This window comes from Prevotella sp. S7 MS 2, from assembly GCF_000762865.1.
In the GTDB taxonomy this organism is placed as follows: domain Bacteria; phylum Bacteroidota; class Bacteroidia; order Bacteroidales; family Bacteroidaceae; genus Prevotella.
In genome coordinates this window covers 22,102-40,319 of record NZ_JRPT01000034.1, presented here as the reverse complement: position 1 = coordinate 40,319, position 18,218 = coordinate 22,102, and the positions used below count along the sequence as shown (strand labels likewise).

14 protein-coding genes and 1 tRNA gene are annotated in these 18,218 nt (G+C 38.1%); 12 read left to right on the top strand and 3 right to left on the bottom strand.

Annotated features, from left to right (window positions below; all coding sequences use genetic code 11):
* The first annotated feature begins 8 nt into the window (after window positions 1-8).
* A complete protein-coding gene (locus tag HMPREF0671_RS07130) occupies window positions 9-704 on the top strand; it encodes a tetratricopeptide repeat protein (RefSeq protein WP_369793945.1) in 696 nt (231 codons plus the stop codon).
* 127 nt (window positions 705-831) lie between these two features.
* The gene (locus HMPREF0671_RS07125) at window positions 832-3,033 is read left to right on the top strand and encodes a BamA/TamA family outer membrane protein (protein WP_036898700.1); all 2,202 of its coding nucleotides are present in this window, start codon (window positions 832-834) and stop codon (window positions 3,031-3,033) included.
* Between the two features lie 3 nt (window positions 3,034-3,036).
* On the opposite strand, the gene HMPREF0671_RS07120 is transcribed toward HMPREF0671_RS07125, so the two are convergent.
* Complete coding sequence (locus tag HMPREF0671_RS07120; RefSeq protein WP_036898699.1) at window positions 3,037-3,840, bottom strand: MBL fold metallo-hydrolase; 804 nt, start codon at window positions 3,838-3,840, stop codon at window positions 3,037-3,039.
* Between the two features lie 121 nt (window positions 3,841-3,961).
* On the opposite strand from HMPREF0671_RS07120, the gene HMPREF0671_RS07115 reads away from it, so the two are divergent.
* The 10 genes from HMPREF0671_RS07115 (at window position 3,962) to HMPREF0671_RS07070 (ending at window position 16,420) form a co-directional block, all read left to right on the top strand.
* On the top strand, window positions 3,962-4,408 hold the full coding sequence (locus HMPREF0671_RS07115) for a hypothetical protein (RefSeq protein WP_036898710.1): 447 nt from the start codon (window positions 3,962-3,964) through the stop codon (window positions 4,406-4,408).
* Window positions 4,409-4,858: 450 nt separating this feature from the next.
* Complete coding sequence (gene gyrA / locus HMPREF0671_RS07110; RefSeq protein WP_036898698.1) at window positions 4,859-7,462, top strand: DNA gyrase subunit A; 2,604 nt, start codon at window positions 4,859-4,861, stop codon at window positions 7,460-7,462.
* Between the two features lie 28 nt (window positions 7,463-7,490).
* Window positions 7,491-8,714, top strand: a complete 1,224-nt coding sequence (locus tag HMPREF0671_RS07105) for a tetratricopeptide repeat protein (RefSeq protein WP_036898697.1) — start codon at window positions 7,491-7,493, stop codon at window positions 8,712-8,714.
* A 10-nt stretch (window positions 8,715-8,724) separates the two neighbouring features.
* A complete protein-coding gene (locus HMPREF0671_RS07100) occupies window positions 8,725-9,795 on the top strand; it encodes a hypothetical protein (protein ID WP_036898696.1) in 1,071 nt (356 codons plus the stop codon).
* Between the two features lie 7 nt (window positions 9,796-9,802).
* A complete protein-coding gene (locus HMPREF0671_RS07095) occupies window positions 9,803-11,011 on the top strand; it encodes a M48 family metallopeptidase (RefSeq protein WP_036898695.1) in 1,209 nt (402 codons plus the stop codon).
* The gene (locus HMPREF0671_RS07090) at window positions 11,008-12,324 is read left to right on the top strand and encodes a DEAD/DEAH box helicase (protein WP_036898694.1); all 1,317 of its coding nucleotides are present in this window, start codon (window positions 11,008-11,010) and stop codon (window positions 12,322-12,324) included. Before HMPREF0671_RS07095 ends, HMPREF0671_RS07090 begins: the two co-directional genes overlap by 4 nt.
* A 147-nt stretch (window positions 12,325-12,471) precedes the next feature.
* Complete coding sequence (serC, locus tag HMPREF0671_RS07085; protein WP_036898693.1) at window positions 12,472-13,539, top strand: 3-phosphoserine/phosphohydroxythreonine transaminase; 1,068 nt, start codon at window positions 12,472-12,474, stop codon at window positions 13,537-13,539.
* 123 nt (window positions 13,540-13,662) lie between these two features.
* Window positions 13,663-14,580, top strand: a complete 918-nt coding sequence (locus tag HMPREF0671_RS07080) for an NAD(P)-dependent oxidoreductase (protein ID WP_036898692.1) — start codon at window positions 13,663-13,665, stop codon at window positions 14,578-14,580.
* 4 nt (window positions 14,581-14,584) lie between these two features.
* Complete coding sequence (locus HMPREF0671_RS07075) at window positions 14,585-15,835, top strand: DUF1015 domain-containing protein (protein ID WP_036898691.1); 1,251 nt, start codon at window positions 14,585-14,587, stop codon at window positions 15,833-15,835.
* 3 nt (window positions 15,836-15,838) lie between these two features.
* Window positions 15,839-16,420, top strand: a complete 582-nt coding sequence (locus HMPREF0671_RS07070) for a YigZ family protein (RefSeq protein ID WP_036898689.1) — start codon at window positions 15,839-15,841, stop codon at window positions 16,418-16,420.
* A 54-nt stretch (window positions 16,421-16,474) separates the two neighbouring features.
* Here the strand turns inward: HMPREF0671_RS07070 and HMPREF0671_RS07065 are convergent.
* Both HMPREF0671_RS07065 and glyA read right to left on the bottom strand, forming a co-directional pair.
* Window positions 16,475-16,562 (bottom strand) — tRNA-Ser (locus HMPREF0671_RS07065).
* 370 nt (window positions 16,563-16,932) lie between these two features.
* Window positions 16,933-18,213, bottom strand: coding sequence for a serine hydroxymethyltransferase (gene glyA, locus HMPREF0671_RS07060; RefSeq protein WP_036898685.1), 1,281 nt, complete (start codon window positions 18,211-18,213; stop codon window positions 16,933-16,935).
* Window positions 18,214-18,218 lie beyond the last annotated feature (5 nt).

Sequence of the window (18,218 nt, the reverse complement as noted above, 5' to 3'; positions counted from 1 at the left end):
CGCGATTTATATGTAAATTTGTATCCATGAATAGAGTTATTTTAGGTTTCTTACTCATCGTTTTGGGACAGACAATGACTGCTCAAACCAATGCTCAGCTACGTGATAGTCTGAAGTTGGCTACAGAGCGATTAGCATATTATCCAGATAGCATAGATCTCCGATTGAAGAAAACTTCTTGGAATATTCGTCTAGAACAATGGGAGTATGCTAAAGAAGATTTGGATAAGGTGCTTAACTTAAAGCCCACAGATGTTGCGGGGTTATATTTCCGAGCCTTTGTCAATGAGAAACTGAAGCGATACAATTTTGCACGATTGGACTACGAACATCTCTTGTATCTAGTTCCGGGAAATTTCCAAGCGCAACTAGGTTTGGCCTTACTGAATCAAAAAGACCAACATCTTACAGAGGCCTTCGACCAAATCAACCAATTGGCAGAGGCCTATCCTGACAGTGCTATCGTCTATGCTGCCAGAGGAGGCATAGAGAAAGAACGTCAAATGTACGAATTGGCGGAATATGACTATGCAGAAGCGATGAAGCGTGACTGTACGAATATTGATTATATCATCAATCATATTGATCTATGCATTATTTTAAGGAAGAATGAGAAAGCCATAGAAGAGTTACACAGATTAGAGAAATCCGGTATTCCGCGAGCACGTTTAAAAGAATTTTACGACCGAATCAAAAAAGGATAATTTTTCTCATCTCGCATCGAAAAATATATATTGCCACCTCTTTAAGCCTTTAATTAATAGGTATTTATCCTATTTTCGTTGATTTGATTTCTTTTTTCAGCGTTTTTTCGTAAGTTTGCAGTTGATTATGAGATGCAGATTTCATCAACTTCTATTATTAGTACTTGTCTCTTTGCTCACATCTTGTGGAGCATCGAGATTGATTCCTGATAATCACTATTTACTATCAGGAGTAACTGTAAAGTCGGAGTCAAAAGATATTGATGCTGCAACGTTGGCAACTTACGTCCGCCAAAAGCCCAATTCCAAATGGTTTTCTCTGTTCAAGATACCATTAGGTACTTATTCGATGGCTGGTCAAGACACGACAAAATGGCTGAACCGCACACTGCGAAATATGGGAGAAAAACCGGTGTTATTTGATTCAGTACAAGCCCGTTTGTCGTGTATGGACTTACGAAGCGCCATGCAGAATATGGGATATATGCATGCACAGGTAGACTTAAAAACGTCTATGAAACGGAAGAAAATGTATGTCACCTACATACTCAAACCCGGTACGCCTTTTTATATTCACTCTTTAAAATACGATATTCAAGATACACTGATTGCCGAAATATTGAAATCTGCACCCCAGAAAGCTCAATTGAAATCTGGCGATAGATTTACTGTTGATAAGCTTGACCAAGAGCGTAGACGCATTACGCAGTATTTGATGGATAGGGGATATTATCGTTTTCATCGGGATTTCATTGTTTATAGTGCCGACTCTGCAAGAAATAGTAATGATGTAAACATCACTTTGCACTTGTTGCCCTATAGAGAAAATAGCAAATCGCCCGAAACCCAGCATAAGAGCTATACCATTAGAAATATATTTTATCTCAGCGGAAACGAAGATGGCAAACTTCCGTTGCGCAAGAGTGTGTTGGAGAATAGTACGGCCATGCGTGTTGGAGAACTATATAATTATTCCAAACTGCAACGAACATATAATAATTTTGCGAAATTACAGACAGTAAGATATACCAACATTAATTTCAAGGAGATTCCGGACAGTTCTTTATTGGATTGTGATATTAAGTTGAGTACTAACAAACCGAATACCATATCCTTTCAACCGGAAGGAACCAATACGGCAGGAGATTTAGGTGCTGCAGCCTCTTTGATTTATTCAGACCGTAATCTCTTTCATGGTTCGGAGTTGTTAACTATTCAGTTGCGAGCTGCCTTTGAGGCTATTACCGGCTTGGAGGGCTATCAAAACCAGAACTACGTGGAATACAATCTTGAAACCAAGTTGCAATTTCCACGTTTCGTAGCACCGTTCTTATCCAATTCTTTTAAGAGAAACAGCAACGCAACATCCGAATTGGCTGTAAGTTATAATCTACAAAACCGTCCGGAATTCCACCGCCGAGTCTTTACAACGGCATGGCGTTACCGTTGGAATGAACCACATCATCATTTATCCTACAGACTTGACGTACTAGACCTCAACTATGTCCACATGCCGTGGATTAGTAAAACTTTCAAGTTTAATTATCTAGACAGTATCAGCAACTCCATACTTCGTTACAACTATGAAGATCTCTTCATTATGAAGATAGGAATGGGGGTAACCTATAATGATGGTATCAATGCCATACGAGCCAATGTCGAGACTGCCGGAAACCTGCTGAATAGTTTTTCACATATTGCTGGAACTAAGAAAAACCAACAAGGACAATATACCTTGTTTAATATTGCGTATGCACAGTATGCAAAGTTCGATTTCGACTTTACCCATCTGATACAGTTTGATTTACATAATCAACTGGCATTACACTTCGGACTAGGCATCGCATGGCCTTATGGGAATAGTTCTGTTCTGCCATTCGAGAAAAGATATTTCTCAGGTGGAGCCAACAGTGTCAGAGGTTGGAGCGTGAGAGAATTGGGACCTGGTAAATACAGAGGAACTGATGGGCGAATAGACTTTATCAATCAAACGGGCGATATGAAGCTTGATATAAATGTGGAATACCGCACATCGCTTTTCTGGAAACTCAATGGTGCTTTATTCGTTGATGCCGGTAACATTTGGACATTAAGAAATTATGCGGAGCAACCGGGCGGTCAATTCCAATTAGATTCATTCTATCAGCAACTTGCCGTGGCTTATGGTCTCGGCCTACGTTTGAATTTCGATTACTTCATTTTGCGCTTTGATATGGGTATGAAAGCCATCAATCCGGCTTATACCACGCAAGAAGAACATTATGCCATTTTCCATCCCAAGTGGAGTAGGGACTTTGCGTTCCATTTCGCGGTCGGTTTCCCTTTCTAAGCATTATTTCAATTCAAAATATCCGGTAGGTATTTTACGTTTCAATACTTCTACTTGAAAGTCAACTCCGGCTATGATTCCGTAAGAGCGTAGCGTTTGTTCCACTGTCTTCTGTGCCAGCACGGGATGGTTGTTCTCCTCACTCAGATGGCATAACCACACATGTCGGAGTTTTTCTGTTGCATTCTCGGCAATAGCTTTAGCACATTCCATGTTGCTGAGATGCCCGGTTGAGCCTGAAATTCTTATTTTTAAATGCTGTGGATAAGGTCCTGTTGCCAACATTTCTTCATCGTGGTTGGCTTCAATTACTAAATAGTTGGCATCACTGATAATTCCTTTCATCTGCTCTGTGATATGTCCTACATCTGTCAGAATGCAGAACGTTACATCATCATAAACGATTTTGTAGCCTACATTATCGGAACTATCATGGGGAACTTCAAAAGGAGTAACGACAAATTCGCCAACATTGATAGCTATATCTTTCTCTATCACTTTCACAAAATCCGGGGCTACCTTTCTCCTTACACAGAAATTCCTTTCAATACCTGCATGTACTTTAAAGGTAGAATAGACTGGTATATCATAATCCGAACTAATACTACCGACAGATTTAATATGGTCGGCATGATCATGAGTAATAAGAATATGATGGATTTGGCTTAGGGAGAAACCATATTCTTTAAAGTGTTTCTTAAGGGTTCTGATACCAACACCCGCATCTATCAGTAGTCCATCGGTTTCCGTATACAAAAGGTAACTGTTTCCACTACTACCACTACCGAAAGATACAAATTTCAACATCCTTTTTCTTTTATTTCCCACAAAATTAGAAAGAATACATGAAAACAACAAATTAATTATTTACCTTTGTCCTATATTTAATGTTTTTAATATGTCGCTTACAAAAACAACTTTTCATCCCATGAGAGCACTGTTGTACTTATCTGTGATCATTCTATTCCCGGTATTTATGGCCTGCGGAGAATCTGGAACTGAGAAGGAGAGTTGTGAAGTTGCCGATTCTTTTGCCACGGCATATTTTAACTGGAACTATAAGAAAGCATTGAAATATACGCATCCTGCATCTAGAAAATGGATTGTCTACGCTGCAACACAAGTCAAACAAGAAGATGTAGACATACTACGTGGCATGGATGAACCGACCGCAATAGAAATCACTGATTATACGAGAGACGAGAAAAACGATTCACTCATGCATGTGACGGTGAGGATTAACAACTTCCTAACTATGGATACCATCGGTACTAGCGGCCATATCATGAAAGAAGGGGAATTTGTCTTGGCTTTGGTATGTATCAAAGGTAAATGGCTAGTAAAACTCGATGAACTACCTAGACCCCTGAAGTGAAAATACTGCATAGCCCTCGCAGGCTTCTTGTTCGGACTTAACAGTTTTACTGCCTAGCTTACGCAGTATTTTTGCCTCGCCCTTGCAGCAATTTAAGCAAATAAGTTTTTAAGCATATAAGTTGTTAGCCTGTCGTTATAAATGTTGACACATACAGTTTGTAAATTATTGGACAAAAGCATAGAGAGACATAAAAATAATTTGAAAGATATCTATATTTTCTCTGACTGGCGCAATGAACAACCACTTTATTAATTTTAATCTAGAATAAAACAAATCTTAACAGACCTCTTATTTTCTCAATAAAGTTTTTAAATGTTTGGAATGTGGGGATTTATTTTGTAATTTAGCAGCTTGGAAGTGAAGCCCTAAACGGCTTAGAACGAAAATAAACGGCCTTTACGGCGATTTTAGACGAAAAGAATCATTCTAAAAATAATATAAATAATAATGGACGAAAATCAGACTATTGATCATGACAGAATCATGAAAATCAACATTGAGGAGGAAATGAAGTCTTCGTACATCGACTATTCAATGTCGGTGATTGTAGCTCGTGCACTCCCTGATGTGCGTGATGGATTTAAACCAGTACACCGTCGTATCCTCTATGGTATGCTGGGTATTGGAAATACAAGCGACAAACCTTATAAGAAATGTGCCCGTATTGTGGGTGAAGTGCTTGGTAAATACCATCCTCATGGTGACTCTTCAGTTTATGGTGCGTTGGTACGTATGGGACAAGAGTGGAACATGCGTTATAAACTTGTTGATGGTCAAGGTAACTTCGGTAGCGTAGATGGCGACTCTGCTGCCGCCATGCGTTATACCGAGTGTAGACTTTCAAAGATGGGTGAACATATCATGGATGACTTGGAAAAAGAAACCGTGGATATGGACAATAACTTTGATAACACTTTACAGGAACCTTCGGTGATGCCGACAAAGATACCAAACCTACTTGTAAATGGTGGTAATGGTATTGCTGTAGGTATGGCGACCAACATCCCGACACATAATCTTGGTGAAGTTATTGATGGATGCTGTGCTTATATCGATAATCCGGATATAGACTTAGATGGATTAATGCAGTACATCAAGGCTCCGGATTTCCCAACCGGTGCATATATATATGGTATACAAGGCGTACGTCAAGCATACGAGACAGGACGCGGACGTATTGTTATGCGCGCCAAAGCCGAAATAGAGAGCGATGAGAATCATGACAAGATTGTTATTACCGAAATTCCTTACGGTGTAAATAAGGCTATGCTCATTGAGTATATTGCGGAACTGGTAAAGGAAGGCAAACTCGATGGAATCAGTAATGCCAACGACGAGAGCGGTCGTCAAGGTATGCGTATTGTCATAGATATTAAGCGCGATGCCAATGCCAACGTTATCTTGAATAAACTGTTTAAGATGACAGCTTTGCAAAGTTCATTCTCGGTGAACTGTATTGCACTGGTCAAAGGGCGTCCACGCCTGTTAAGTTTAAAAGAATGTGTTAAACACTTCGTAGACCATCGTCATGATGTAACGATTCGCCGTACTCAATATGATTTGAGAAAGGCTCAAGAACGTGCTCATATTTTGGAAGGACTAATCATAGCATGTGATAATATTGATGAAGTCGTACATATTATTCGTGCTAGCAAGACTCCAATGGAAGCTCAAAGAAACTTGGAAAAACGTTTCGAACTTGACGAGCTACAGAGCAAAGCTATCGTAGATATGCGATTGAGCCAGTTGACTGGCCTGCGTATGGATCAACTGCATGCTGAGTATGAAGAATTGGAAAGACAAATAGAATATTACAATCAGATACTGACAGATCCTGAACTTTGTAAGAAAGTGATGAAGGATGAGTTGTTAGAGGTAAAAGAAAAGTACGGTGATGAGCGTCGTACAGAAATCAAATATTCTAGCGAAGAGTTTAATCCGGAAGATTTTTATCCCAATGATCCGGTTGTTATTACTGTAAGTCATATGGGATACATTAAACGTACTCCATTAAGTGAGTTCCGCGAACAAGCTAGAGGTGGTGTCGGTTCAAAAGGGGCACGTCATCGTGAACAGGACTTTACTGAATTTATCTATCCGGCAACCATGCACCAAACAATGTTGTTCTTTACAAGAAAAGGGCGTTGTTACTGGTTAAAGTGCTTTGAAATACCTGAAGGTGATCGTAATTCAAAGGGACGTGCTATCCAAAATATGCTCAACATAGAACCAGACGATGCTATCAATGCAATTTTGCGTCTACGTGGTTTGGATGATGAAGAATTCATCAACTCTCACTATGTCGTATTTGCGACGAAGAATGGTACGGTTAAGAAAACCTCTCTTGAGGCTTATTCACGTCCCCGTGCTAATGGTGTCATCGCAATCAATATTGCTGAGGGTGATGAAGTTATAGATGTTCGTTTGACAAATGGACGAAATGAACTTATCCTTGCAAACAGAAACGGACGTGCCGTAAGATTCAACGAGGATACAATTCGTACTATGGGACGTACAGCAACCGGTGTACGCGGTATGCGTCTTGACGAGGACAAGGAAGATCAAGTTATTGGTATGATTGTTGTTGATGATCCTGAGAAAGAGACTGTTATGGTTGTTTCTGAGCAAGGATACGGTAAACGTTCGGATGTAGAAGATTATCGTGTGACCAATCGTGGTGGTAAAGGTGTGAAAACACTTGCCATAACAGAAAAGACCGGTAAACTTGTCAGTATCAAGAATGTAACAGATGATAATGACTTGATGATTATCAATAAGAGTGGTATCGTTATTCGTCTAGCTGTTTCGGACGTACGTACAATGGGACGTGCTACACAGGGAGTCCGTCTTATCAATCTTGCTAAAAAGAATGATGTCATTGCTAGCGTATGTAAAGTAATGAGTTCTGAGCTAGAAGCTACGGTAGAGGAAGAAAGCCGAAGTCAGTGGGCACAGAAATCAGAACAGTTTAAACAAGACTCTACAGCAGGAGAGAACACAGACGAAGACACAGCTGTTCATGAAGAGACAGATAACGAAGTAAGTGAATAATAATATTAAACTTTTAAATAACTTAAGTATGAAAAAAATGATGATTGCAGCAATGATGTTACTTGGTACATCAGCTGTATTTGCTGGAGACAGTGAACCTCTGAAAGCCATCTTGAAAGCTAAGACGTTTGCAGAGGCAGAAAGTCTTCTTAAAACAAATTTGAGCCAATTGGCTAATGCAGCTGAAAAGGCTGCTGCTTATAACAAACTGGTGGATTTAGCCATGGATAAAGTTGGAAAAGAGCAAGCTGTCATAAATTCTAACCAAATGGCAGTACAGTTCAAACAAGGTAAGGTGGAAGCCTATGATACCTTGGGATTCTATAACGCTGTTTACAATGCAATGAATAATGGTATGCTTGGCAATGCCTTTGATCAACAGCCGAACGAAAAAGGAAAGATAAAGCCCAAATTCGAAAGCTCGAATAGCAACCGTCTCTACAACATTCGTCCACAGCTGATTAACGGTGGTCAAGAGTTTGGCAAAAAGGAAAATCAAGCAGAAGCCCTGAAATATTTTGGTTTATATGTTGATAGCTCTGAAGATCCTCTGTTTAAAGGAATTGACAAAACAAAGAATCCTGATCAATATCTTGGCGAAGTTGCTCGGGTAGCAGCTGTATATGCTTTCCAGAACAAAGATTTGGAGCGTGCCAACAGATATTGCGATGTAGCAATGAAGGATACCGCAGTATATAAAGAGGCTTTGAATCTAAAGATGTATCTGATGCAACAAGGACTCAAAACAAAGACCGACTCATTGCAATATGTAGAAACCTTAAAAGGAATTTATGCTAAAGATCCTAAAAATGAGCAGATCTTTGCAACTTTGGCTAATATGTATGGTAGCCTAAAAATGGCTAGCGAACAGACTCAGTTCATTAATGACAAGATAGCACAAGATCCAAAATGCTTCTCGGCTTGGGCACTGAAAGGTCAAAATGCAATGAATGCAAACAAGCTAGATGAAGCAACTTCTAGCTTCAAGAAGGCTTTGGAAATAGATGGAGAAAACGTTGTTGTACTTACTTATCTTGGTTTTACAATTAATGCTCAAGCAGGTGCTATCAGTAATGATGCCGCTGGCCAAAAGAAACTCTATGAGGAGAGTACTGCAATCTTGGAAAAAGCTCGCAGTTTAGACCCTAACCGCGAAAAAGCCAATTGGAGCTATCCTCTATATCAATGCTACTATTCTCTTTATGGTGCAAATGATGCACGCACTAAAGAGATGGAGTCTCTAAACAAGTAAAGGATATTGAATGAAAAAGAATCTCTATTTGTTTCTACTTTTTTGGATCTCTTTATCGATACAAGGTAAAGATGTTTCACCACGTACTACCGCAAAAAAGCTGAATAAACAAATAGAGGTTCTTTTACAAAAAATAGAAGGTAGACAATATCAAAAAACAGACTCGGCAACTTATTATAACAATGTATCTGAAATAATAAAAATGGCATTGTTATGTGATTTTTACGATGTACAAGCTTCAAAGAGTCTGCATGATATACTAACCTATCGTTCAAAGAATGTCAAACGCTTGAGTGGGTATTTAGAGACATTAATAGATGCAGGAAGGTATTATTATCGACATAGGCAGAATGATTCTGCTATTAATGTCTTTAAGTTCTATCTGGATTGTACAGAAAGTGCTTTATTCCATGAGCAAAAATATATTCAGGGACAAGCTGCTTATTATATAAGCTTACTTACTTATGGAAAAAAGGATTATATTACATCAGAACAATTCGCAGATGTAGCATTAAAGGATATTAATTATGCAAAGGAAGCCGCTAAGATAAAAATAAATTGTATGAGGATGGGATTAAAGAACAGTGCTGATTCTATCCAATATTATTCTGTTCTTTCTGCCCTTCATCGAAAGGCTCCTGAAGATGAATTATATTTTAAGCTATTGATAGAATATCTATCATCGCCGGGACATAAACGTCAGCTGAAAGAATTTGCGAGCACAGAAGTCCGTATCAGACCACACAATAAATTGGTTTGGGCCTTGAAAGGAGAGACAGATATGAAGTCCCAACAATGGGATAATGCTATAGTTTCTTTTAACAAGGCACTTTCTATGGATTCGACTATGGTGAAAGCCGTTTATAATATAGGTTTATGCTATTGTTCAAAAGCCATGTATTTAAGGAGGGAGTTTGAAAACGATAGTGGAAAAATAAAGCGAAAAGATTTTCAACTGATAAAGAAAGAATTAAATCAAGCTGCTATGTGGCTGCGAAAAGCGGAATCATTAGATCCTAATGAGGAGATTGTTAAATGGAAGTTTCCATTACAAAAGGTAATAAAAGTTTTAGGTAATTAGTTGAATTATGATAGGTAAGATAAAGATTATCATTTGCGTGCTGATATTTTTTTCTTTAGGCACAAATGCTCAAAAGAAAGAAATGGCACAAGCAAGGAGCGACATAAAGAGTGGTAAGAATCTAGAAAGAGTTGAACAAAGCATGAAACAGCTTTTAAAAGATTCGGCAAACAGAACAAATGAAAAGATATGGCTTCTTTTGTTTGAAGCTCAAAAAAAACAATATGAGCAAGGAAATGAGAAGTTGTATTTAAAACAAAAGTATGATACTGCAAGATTATTTAATTCTTGTCTCAATCTATTTACTACCTTGGAAGGATTGGATTCTTTAGATGCTCGCCCTGACAAGAAAGGAGAAATAAAACTAAAATATAGAGTAAAACATTCGGAATTACTGAATGTATATCGACCTAACTTATACAATGGAGGTATTTATTTCCTCAACAAACAAGATTTTAAAACTGCATATCACTTCTTAGATACATATATAAATAGCGCAGACCAGCCTTTATTTAGCGCATATAAATATCTAGAAAAAGATAAGACATTACCAGTAGCAGCCTATTGGGCCGTATATTGCGGATATAAGATGGGGGATACAAAGGCAACCTTGCATCATACCTATTTAGCATTGAAAGATACGGCTCATTATGCCATGATGTTACAATATCTTGCAGAAACTTATAAACTTGAGAATGACACTGCTCGTTATGTACAAACCTTGAAGGATGGATTCTCTAAATATCCTAAATTTCCATTTTTCTTTCCCCGTTTAGTAGACTACTATTCTGACTTACGACAAAACAATAAAGTTTTAGAAGTCTGTAAACAAGCATTAAAAGCTGATAGTACGAATACTATATTTAAATTTGCAATGAGTACTACATTGTTGAATATGGGACAATACGAAGAATGTATTAGACTATGTGATGACTTACTGAAACAAGATAGTTCTATGGTTGATGCCTATTTAAATCTAGGATTGGCATATTTCAATCAAGGTATAGAGATTGATAAGAAAACAGGAGATCAAATTAAGAAAAAAAAGATGATTATACAATCATATAAAGCTGCTTTACCTTATCTACAAAAATATAAGACATTAGCACCCAATCAGAAAGATAGATGGGGATTGCCACTCTATACTATCTATTTGAATTTAAATATGGGCAAAGAGTTTGATGAAATTGACCACATATTAAAACAAAGAAAATGAAAGGATTAGATAATATACAACAGAAGCTAGGAATCAAGTTGAATGGTATGCAAGAGGCTGCCATGAACGCTATATTACATACTAACAAAGATATACTTGTACTTTCGCCAACAGGGTCAGGAAAGACATTAGCTTATTTATTGCCATTAACTCAACTTCTGAATCCTGATAATCCACAGATCCAAGCTGTCGTTATAGTTCCGGGGAGAGAACTGGCTCTGCAATCATCAGAAGTATTGAATAATATGGGCAGTGGTTTGAAAGCTATTGCCTGTTATGGTGGGCGTACTGCTATGGAGGAGCATCGACATATGAAGCAAGTTTGCCCCCATATAATCTTTGCAACTCCCGGACGACTGAACGACCATCTTGATAAAAACAATTTCAATATAGACAATATTAAGTTTATTATTATTGATGAATTTGATAAGTGTTTGGAGATGGGGTTCCAAGATGAAATGAGTCGTATATTTGAAAAATTGTCCCATGTAGAACGGCACATTTTATTGTCTGCTACAAATGCAAAATCTATACCTCAATTCGTCCAAATGGGCAGAACAGATAAAGTTGATTATCTCTCTACCGAACAAGTGCCGGATAGAGTAACCATATATAAAGTAAAAAGCCCTGTAAAAGATAAATTAGAAACATTAAGACAGCTTCTTTGCGATATAGGAAATCAAAGTAGCATTGTTTTTCTAAATTATCGAGATAGTGTAGAAAGAACTGCCTCTTATTTGGAACAAAATCGTTTTACAGTTAGTGCTTTTCATGGCGGTTTAGAACAAAAGCAACGTGAAGATGCTTTGTATAAATTCACTAATAAAAGTGCCAATATACTTATTAGCACAGATTTAGCATCTCGTGGACTTGATATTCCGGATATTGCAAATATCATTCATTATCATTTACCGGAAAACGAAGATGGTTATATACACAGAGTAGGAAGAACTGCAAGATGGGATAAGATGGGAAAAACGTTCTTTATCCTTGGACCTGACGAAGCCCTTCCAGATTATATAGATGGCAATATGGTGGATTATCAAATTTCAGAGGAACTACCAGAGCCCCCTAAGCCTCAAATGGCGACATTGTATATAGGAAAGGGAAAGAAAGATAAATTAAGCAAGGGGGATATCGTAGGCTTCTTATGTAAGAAAGGAGGACTGCAAATCACGGAGATTGGCCGCATTGATGTGAAAGATAGATATACGTATGTTGCAGTCTCACATCCTCGACTACAACATGTACTGCAATTAGTCCAAGGGGAGAAGATTAAAGGGGTACGTACTGTGATAGAAGAAGTTAAATAAACAGCTTGTTTATAACATAATGTCATAAAACAATAGGAAATAATAAAAAGTTGCTATTTTGTTTTGAAAAATAAAGGAAAAATAGTAACTTCGCCACAATAAATTAATTCACTAGAACATTTATTTTATAACTAAAAATATTTTCAGATGAAGAAGTATAATTTTAATGCAGGTCCTTCAATGCTTCCTAGAGAAGTGATAGAGAATACTGCCAAGCAGATTTTGGACTTCAATGGAAGTGGGCTGTCTCTTATGGAGATTAGCCATCGAGCTAAAGACTTCCAACCTGTTGTAGATGAGTCGGTCGCCTTAATCAAGGAACTGCTTAGTATTCCTGAGGGCTATTCCGTAATATATCTCGGTGGTGGTGCTTCTTTACAGTTTACTCAAATACCTGCTAACTTTCTCATCAAAAAGGCTGCATACCTAAATACTGGTACATGGGCTAAGAAGGCTATGAAGGAAGCCAAGCTGTATGGTGAAGTTACTGAAGTTGCTTCTTCTGCTGATGCTAATTATACTTTTATTCCAAAGAGTTATACAATACCAACAGACGCAGACTACTTGCATATCACTACCAATAATACAATCTATGGAACAGAAATTCGCAAGGATCTAGATAGTCCTATTCCATTAATTGCAGATATGAGTTCTGATATCTTTAGTCGCCCTGTAGATGTCTCTAAATATGATGCAATATATGCTGGAGCTCAAAAAAATCTAGCTATGGCTGGTGTAACGGTCATCATTGTTAAAGACGAAAAATTAGGTAAGGTACCTCGCGAATTACCCACCATGTTTGATTATCGTACTCATGTAGATAAAGGTTCCATGTTTAATACTCCTCCTGTTGTTCCAATTTATTCAGCATTGGAAACATTACGTTGGATAAAGAAAAATGGTGGTGTTGAAGCTATGAACAAACTAGCTCATCAACATGCTGACATTGTGTACAACGAAATAGATCGTAATAAACTCTTTAAAGGGACTGCTGCTGAACAAGATCGTTCTGTCATGAATCTTTGTTTCGTGATGGCCGATGAATATAAAGAATTGGAAAAATCTTTCTTAGACTTTGCAACAGAACGTGGAATGGTCGGTATCAAGGGACACCGCTCAGTAGGAGGATTCCGTGCTAGTTGCTATAATGCCCAAACTCTCGAAGGCGTTAATGCACTTGTTCAGGCTATGAGGGATTTCGAGGCTAAGTACTAGTTAAGAATAACATCATAAAATGGTTGGGTGCTAGCGTATGGTTGTCGATAATAGAATATGACATTCACACTATCACCCAACTATTAGTTTATATTTGTTCAATCATTAAATCGCATAAAAGACATGAAAGTATTAGTAGCAACAGAGAAACCTTTTGCAGCTACAGCTGTCGAAGGTATTAAAAAAGAAATAGAGAGTGCAGGAAACCAAGTAATTCTCCTCGAAAAATACACTGATAATTCACAACTTCTTGAGGCTATCAACGACGTAGATGCCATGATTGTTCGTTCGGATAAGGTTACACCAGAAGTACTAGATGCAGCTAAAGCACTCAAGATTGTTGTTCGTGCAGGTGCTGGATATGATTCTATTGATACAGCTTATGCAAAAGAGAAGAATATTATTGTAGAAAATACTCCGGGGCAAAATTCCAATGCGGTGGCTGAATTAGTGTTTGGACTATTGGTCTATGCAGTACGTAATTTCTATAATGGAAAAGCCGGAACCGAACTAAAAGATAAAAAGCTAGGCATTCTTGCTTTTGGAAACGTAGGACGCAATGTAGCCCGGATTGCTAAAGGATTCGGTATGGATATTTATGCTTACGATGCATATTGTCCTGCTGAAGCAATAGAGGCTGCAGGAGTTCATGCTGTAAAGAGCCAAGACGAACTATTTCGGACCTGTGATATTATCTCTCTACACATCCCTGCTACTCCTGAAACTAAGGACAGTGTTGATTATCGTACTGTCAATCAGCTTCCAAAGGGTGGTATTCTTATCAATACTGCTCGTAAGGAAGTTATCAACGAACCTGAGTTTATTAAATTACTTTCAGAACGTGCCGACCTTAAATATATCACAGATATTAAACCAGATGCAGATAAAGATTTCCAGCAATTTGAAGGACGTTATTTTACTACTCCTAAGAAAATGGGAGCTCAGACAGCGGAAGCAAATACGAATGCAGGCATTGCCGCGGCTAAGCAAATCAATGCTTTCTTCAAAGATGGATGCACTAAATATCAAGTAAATAAATAGTAACATGGCTATCATCAAACCGTTTCGTGGCATCAGACCACCACGACAATACGTAGAAGATATAGAAAGTCGTCCATACGATGTTCTCAATTCCGAAGAAGCGAGCCTTGAAGCTAAGGGGAATGAAAAAAGTCTTTATCATATTATCAAACCTGAAATAAATTTTGAGCAAGGAACATCGGAATATGATCCTCGTGTGTATGAAAGTGCTGCAAACCATTTTCAGAAATTCCAAGATAATGGATGGTTGAAACAAGATACCAAAGAAAACTATTACATCTATGCACAAACTATGAATAACAAGACCCAATATGGTCTTGTTGTGGGTGCATATGTAGAAGACTATCTGAATGGTGTTATTAAGAAACATGAATTAACTCGCCGGGACAAGGAAGAAGACCGCATGAAACATGTACGTGTATGCGATGCGAATATTGAGCCTGTATTCTTTGCTTATCCTGATAATGCTGTACTCAACCAATTAATAGCACAATACACATCTACCAATCCTGAATATGATTTCATTGCACCGATAGATGGTTTTCGGCATCAGTTTTGGATTATATCCAGCGACGATGATATCAATACAATTACAAAAGAATTTGCCAAAATGCCTAATCTATATATTGCAGACGGTCATCATCGTTCAGCAGCAGCGGCATTAGTAGGGGCAGAAAAAGCAAAAAACAACCCAAATCATAAAGGAACTGAAGAATATAATTACTTCATGGCAGTATGCTTCCCGGCTAGTCAATTAACAATACTTGATTACAACCGCGTTGTGAAAGATCTTAATGGGTTATCATCAGAAGAGTTTTTAAAAGCCTTAGGAACTAATTTCTATATAGAGAAGAAAAGTTGTGAAAATTACAAACCTCAACACCTACATGAATTCTCTATGTATCTTGATGGCCAATGGTATAGTTTAAAGGCCAAAGATGGCACATACAATGATCTAGATCCTATAGGAGTTTTAGATGTTGATATCTCGTCTAGACTCATATTTGATGAAATATTAGGCATAAAGGATTTTCGTTCCGATAAACGTATAGACTTTGTTGGAGGTCTGCGTGGATTGGAAGAATTAAAGCGCCGGGTAGATAGTGGCGAGATGCGTATGGCAGTAGCATTATATCCAGTTACCATGAAACAGATTATGGATATTGCCGATAGTGGAAATATTATGCCACCTAAGGCTACTTGGTTTGAACCAAAGTTACGTTCCGGCCTTGTGATTCATAAACTCTCAGACTAATAAATGATAGACGAATTTAAGACTATAACATCTAAAATAGGCGAGGGGACTTACTCTGAAAAACGGAGTAAGTTTCTTGCTTTTTCCCACCACGTTTCTTCTGTTGAAGAAATTAAATCCTTATTAAGTCAATATAAAAAGAAATATTATGATGCACGTCATATCTGTTATGCATATATGCTTGGTGCAGATAGAACTGAATTTAGAGCCAATGATGATGGAGAGCCTAGTAGTACTGCCGGCAAACCTATTTTAGGGCAAATTAATTCTAACGAACTAACAGATATATTAATAGTTGTTGTTCGCTATTACGGAGGAGTAAATTTAGGGACTGGGGGATTAATTGTTGCATACCGTACAGCTGCGGCAGAGGCTATTGGTGCTAGTGAAGTTGTATACATGCCTATAGAAGAGACCGTTACTTACACTTTCACTTATCCTATGCTCAATAGTGTCATGCGTATTATCAAGGAACTAAATCCACGTATTGTTTCACAAAACTTTGATAACACATGCGAAATAGTCCTAGCTATTCAAAAGAGTAAAGCTAATTTATTAAGAGATAAACTCAGCAAGCTTATCTAAGAAACTTCAAAACAAAAAGAGAACAACTTTCTATAAAAAGCTATTCTCTTGATGCGGAAGATGAGGGATTCAAACCCCCGATACCCGAAAAGGGTATACCGGATTTCGAGTCCAGCGCATTCGGTCACTCTGCCAATCTTCCAAAAGCCATGCAAAAATACAATTAATATTTTAGAAAGCAAAGGAAATTAACTAATACTTCAATGCTAATTTCCTATTTTTGATACTAATTTATATTTTTCCTTTCCTTCTATAGAAGTAGAAAGAACACGACAGTTTTTCTTTTTTTTCAACATCTGATCATGGATAGCACAACCACTACATCCATAACACTTATCATTTGCATGCTTAAAAGTCGTATATAGCCTAAAAAACGCAAATGATAATGCTAGGGTGATGATAAGAAATGTTATAATGTATTGTACTATCATCCTTAACAGTTCAGTTAATAGAACAATTGTAGCTATTTCTTCTACAGACAAGAAACTGCTACAATTGTTTTGTTTGTTTTATTAGAATGCAAACAAAGGATAATCCTTCATGGCTGCATTCACTTTCTCACCTACTCGTTGAATAGTCTGACTATCTTCCGGATTATTCAAAACCTCTTCTATGAGTTCTGCAACGAGCTTCATCATATCCTCTTTGGCGCCACGAGTTGTCATAGCAGCTGTCCCCAAACGGATACCACTTGTCTGGAAAGCACTTCTTGTATCAAATGGCACCATATTCTTATTGACAGTAATATCAGCAGCAACCAATGCATTCTCTGCAATCTTTCCTGTCAAATCTGGATACTTAGAACGCAAATCCACTAACATAGAATGATTGTCTGTACCACCACTAACGATACCAAATCCGCGCTGCATTAATTCGTCAGCAAGCACAGTTGCATTCTTCTGAACTTGAGCTGCATATACTTTCCAAGAATCTTGAAGGTTCTCACCAAAACCAACAGCCTTTGCAGCAATCACATGTTCTAGTGGTCCACCTTGGATTCCGGGGAATACAGCTGAATTCAAAAGCTGTGACATCATCTTCACTTCGCCTTTTTTATTTGTCTCTCCCCACGGATTTGGGAAATCCCTACCCATCAAGATGATGCCGCCACGAGGACCACGCAAAGTCTTATGAGTAGTACTTGTTACAATATGTGCATATTTAACAGGGTTATCAAGAAGTCCAGCAGCAATCAATCCTGCAGGGTGAGCCATATCAATCATGAGCAAAGCACCCACCTCGTCTGCAATCTTACGCATACGCTTATAGTCCCATTCACGACTATATGCACTACCCCCACCAATAATCAGCTTCGGCTTATGTTCGAGTGCCAACTTCTCCATCTCATCATAATCAACTCTTCCCGTCTCTCTATCAAGATTATAACCAATAGGGTTATAAAGGATACCAGAGGTATTGACGCTGCTACCATGCGACAAGTGGCCACCATGAGCAAGGTTTAGTCCTAGGAAAGTATCACAAGGTTTCAATACGGCGAAGAATACAGCTGCATTAGCCTGTGCTCCAGAGTGAGGTTGCACGTTTGCAAATTCCGCTCCAAAAAGCTTCTTTACACGTTCGCGTGCCAAATCTTCCACTTCATCAACAACCTGACATCCACCATAATAGCGTTTACCGGGAAGTCCTTCCGCATATTTGTTTGTAAGGTAAGAACCCATAGCTTGCATCACCTCATCGCTTACGAAGTTTTCAGATGCAATCAGTTCCATACCCTTAAGCTGACGCTGATGTTCTCTCTCAATAAGGTCAAAAATTTCTTGATCTCTTTTCATTGTGG